General features: G+C 65.3%; 5 protein-coding genes. 3 read left to right on the top strand and 2 right to left on the bottom strand.

The window, feature by feature from the left end; translation table 11 throughout:
- Positions 1 to 798: 798 nt before the first annotated feature.
- Together NE2_RS20345 and mftR are read right to left on the bottom strand one after the other, a co-directional pair.
- Positions 799 to 978 (bottom strand): hypothetical protein, encoded by a 180-nt coding sequence (locus NE2_RS20345; protein WP_146165215.1) that lies wholly within the window; start codon positions 976 to 978, stop codon positions 799 to 801.
- Positions 979 to 1,202: 224 nt separating this feature from the next.
- A complete protein-coding gene (gene mftR / locus NE2_RS20340) occupies positions 1,203 to 1,829 on the bottom strand; it encodes a mycofactocin system transcriptional regulator MftR (protein WP_233429835.1) in 627 nt (208 codons plus the stop codon).
- 77 nt (positions 1,830 to 1,906) lie between these two features.
- Between mftR and mftA the strand changes: the two genes are divergently transcribed.
- Genes mftA through mftC form a run of 3 tightly spaced genes read left to right on the top strand, consistent with a single transcriptional unit; the run spans position 1,907 to position 3,487 of the window.
- Entirely contained in the window at positions 1,907 to 2,017 is a 111-nt protein-coding gene (mftA, locus tag NE2_RS35095) for a mycofactocin precursor MftA (RefSeq protein ID WP_081879272.1), read from the top strand.
- On the top strand, positions 2,007 to 2,312 hold the full coding sequence (gene mftB / locus NE2_RS20335; protein ID WP_233429834.1) for a mycofactocin biosynthesis chaperone MftB: 306 nt from the start codon (positions 2,007 to 2,009) through the stop codon (positions 2,310 to 2,312). Before mftA ends, mftB begins: the two co-directional genes overlap by 11 nt.
- Positions 2,309 to 3,487: a mycofactocin radical SAM maturase gene (gene mftC, locus NE2_RS20330; RefSeq protein WP_063028451.1), complete on the top strand. Its 1,179-nt coding sequence runs from the start codon at positions 2,309 to 2,311 to the stop codon at positions 3,485 to 3,487. The genes mftB and mftC overlap by 4 nt, the downstream gene beginning before the upstream one ends.
- Positions 3,488 to 3,500 lie beyond the last annotated feature (13 nt).

Below are 3,500 nucleotides of genomic sequence, written 5' to 3'. Positions count from 1 at the left end.
GGCTGAATCCGGACTCATCGTCTAACCTCTCCTCGAATTCCGAGACACGGAGCAGCGCACACCCACCTCTGTTTCCCTGCGCGGAATTCCCGGTCGCTGTAGCATTTGATTGCGAATGCAATTACATTTGCGATTCCCCGAGTTGCGGATTCCCGAATCAACATTCGCCGAGTCGGCGCGAGCGCCCGTAACCCGTTTTTACACGCGGTTCAGCGCACGGGACGTCACCCCGATCGGAAACGAAGAAAGGCCACCGTGCGATGGGAGACGTTATCGAGACCGCGTGCCTGCCCTGCGTAGCTGAGTACCCCCTCTCGCCGAGCTTGGCGAGCACTGTGCGACAACTCTTCGCCGTACCGTGACGACGTGCCACCCGACCTCAGGGGCGGCCCGAAAGCCCCACTCGCACAAGGCATACGAAGGCGCCGTCGAATGGGTAGGAACTACGAGCGATTTGTCCGTATTAAAGTGGAAGGCGTTTTGTCGAGCGGGTCGATCCCCCCGCCACGCCACGGTTTCGGAAGCTTGTGTCGGCATTACGTCCGACCCGGGGACGCTGCCCCGGCGAGCATTCTTTCACTCCTGCGCACGACGATGCCACGCGGAGTGACCTGTTACGGCTCACGCTGTGCGGAAAACCGTTGTACCACACCTTGCCGATACTACTGAACAGCGGCTTTGCTGTCCGGCACTCGCCGTGAATTCCGGCAGGCTCCGAGCATAACCTTCCGATGCGACCGATTCCGCGAAGGACACCACGAGCCGCGAAACCGGAGATGTCACGCGCGTAATTCCGATTTACGGTCCGAGGAATAGCCGCTCGTTCGGCAAGCGGGTCTTCGGGAGACGTCCGTCGATCGTGCCGAGCACGAATTCGAGCGTGCACCAGCGCTTGCGCCGCCAGTCCCGGACGATGTTGTCCACCGCCGCGGCGGCGGTCCGGTAATCGAAGGCCGTGCCACCCAGCCAGATACGCACGTGCACATCGTTGTGCGCGGCATCGCCTCCACTGCCGGGCCTCAGCACGGCGCCGGGAGGGCCGAGGTCGCGCTGCCATCGCAGCGCCGCTGCCGATTCTCTGCGTTCATCTTCGTCCCCGAGCGGTAGTGCCGGCCTGACTTCGGTCCAGCCTTCCGTCCACTCGGGCGATCGACGACCGTAGAACTACGTACTTTTCCTACGCAGGCGTTCCTACGTAGTCCCTACCCCTGCGCGGTCACCGCCTCGGCGCCGAAGCCGGAACCCCAACTCCGCAGCGCGCGGTCGAGGATATCGGTGAGTTCCTGATCGGGATGGTCGAGCCAATGCTCGTATCCGGCGATCGCGACGCCGAGGGCACAGTGTCCCGCGACCTGAGCGAGCAGGTCACGAGTGCCGACACCCAGTCGGGCCGCCACGAACTCGGCGACCACGTTTCGCCACTCCTGATAGCGCAGCGTCGAATGCGCCTGCAGCGCGGGCACTTTCAGGATCAGCTCCATGCGCTTGCGGTGCCAGGGCACCTGAGCCGGGTCGAAGCGGTTGAACTCCACCACCACACTGCGGACCGCGTCGGCGACCGGCTGTTCGGGCGGACACCGGTCGAACAGATCGCGCATCGCCTGCAGCTGGTCGCTGAAATTGCCCCACACGACGTCGTTCTTCGATTCGAAGTAGCGGAAGAAGGTCCGCTTACTGACACCGACGGCGGCCGCGATGTCCTCGACGGTGGTGTCGTCGAATCCGCGCTGTTCGAACAACTCGAATGCGACCCGTTCCAACTCGTCCGCGCTGGTAGAGGGCTTGCGCCCCGCCCTGACGCGAGGCGTGACGGGTTTTTCCGGCGTCACCCCTTCCATTTTGTCACTCGGTGACATTATGCTGTGCCTCACACCCGTTACCCCGATCCCATCCCCTAGGAGCGGTCATGAACGAACCCATCACCAGCCAGACAGTAGTCCCCGCCGAGGACGCGCTCGTCGAAGACGACCTGCTCGTCGAGGATGTCTCGATCGATGGCATGTGCGGTGTCTACTGACGGCTTCGATCCGGCCGGCTCCTATCGGCTCGCGCCCTCGATCTCGCTGCGGCCCGAGCCGTTCGGAGCGCTGGTCTACGACTTCACCACGCGGCGGCTGTCGTTTCTGAAAACGAAGCAGCTGGTGGCGGTCGTGCAGGGACTGGCCGAGCAGCCCGACGCGGCCGCCGCGCTGGCGGCCGCGGGGGTGGCCGAGACCGAACGTCCCAGCTATGTGAAGGCGCTCGCCGGTCTGCTGCAGGCGGGCACCATAGTCCCGCGCCCCGCCGGTGCCGACGAACAGGATCACCGATGAAACTGGTCGAACACTTCAAACACGGTCTCGACGCCCCGATCTGCCTGACGTGGGAACTCACCTACGCCTGCAACCTGGCCTGCGAGCACTGCCTGTCGTCGTCGGGCCGCCGCGACCCGCGCGAGCTGTCGACCGAAGAATGCAAGGCGTTCATCGACGACCTCGAACGCATGCAGGTCTTCTACGTCAACATCGGCGGCGGCGAACCCACCGTCCGCAGCGACTTCTGGGAACTACTCGACTACGCGGTCGCCCATCACGTGGGAGTCAAGTTCTCCACCAACGGGATTCGGCTCACCCCCGAACGGGCCCGGCAGCTGGCGGCCACCGACTACGTGGATGTGCAGATCTCCATCGACGGCGCCACCGCCGAGGTCAACGACGCGGTCCGCGGTCCCGGATCCTTCGACACCGCGATGCGGGCCATGCAGAACCTGGCCGACGCCGGGTTCGAGAACTTCAAGATCTCGGTCGTGATGACGCGCCACAACGTGGACCAGCTCGACGAGTTCAAGGCCATCGCCGACCGGTTCGGCGCCCAGCTGCGCATCACCCGGCTGCGCCCGTCCGGACGCGGCGCCGACGTGTGGAACGAGCTGCACCCGACCACCGCCCAGCAGTTGCAGATCTACGACTGGCTCGTCGCCCACGGCGAAGGCGTGCTCACCGGCGACTCGTTCTTCCACCTCAACGCCCTGGGCTCCACTCCGATCGCCGGACTGAACCTGTGCGGCGCGGGCCGCGTGGTGTGCCTGGTCGACCCGGTCGGCGACGTCTACGCCTGCCCGTTCGCCATCCACGACGAATTCCTCGCCGGCAACGTCCGCGACACCGGTGGATTCGAAAGAGTCTGGCGCACATCGGATCTGTTCGAGCGGCTGCGGCAACCACAGACCGGTGGCGCGTGCACGTCGTGTTCGGCCTACGACGCCTGCCAGGGCGGATGCATGGCCGCCAAATTCTTCACCGGACTGCCTTTGGACGGGCCGGATCCCGAATGCGTCAAGGGCAACGCCGAACTCGCTCTGGCCGGCGTCGGCGCGAAACCGCAGCCGGACAAGAACCACTCCCGTAGTGCGCCTCGGCGCACGGTCGCCCTCGGCATCCCCACGCGTAGCCGGACCACCGCGTCCGACCGGGCTTGCGACACCAGCCCGCTCGCCGGGCTCACCTGACCAACCGATCGTC

It is taken from the genome of Nocardia elegans NBRC 108235, from assembly GCF_001612845.1.
Lineage (GTDB): Bacteria > Actinomycetota > Actinomycetes > Mycobacteriales > Mycobacteriaceae > Nocardia > Nocardia nova.
The sequence above is the reverse complement of the archived record's forward strand: the minus strand, read 5'-3'. Positions and strand labels throughout refer to the sequence as shown.

Excerpts from the sequence above, each read along its gene's own strand:
- mftA (WP_081879272.1), top strand. The coding sequence starts at position 1,907 with ATGAACGAACCCATCACCAGCCAGACAGTAGTCCCCGCCGAGGACGCG.
- mftC (WP_063028451.1), top strand. The coding sequence starts at position 2,309 with ATGAAACTGGTCGAACACTTCAAACACGGTCTCGACGCCCCGATCTGC.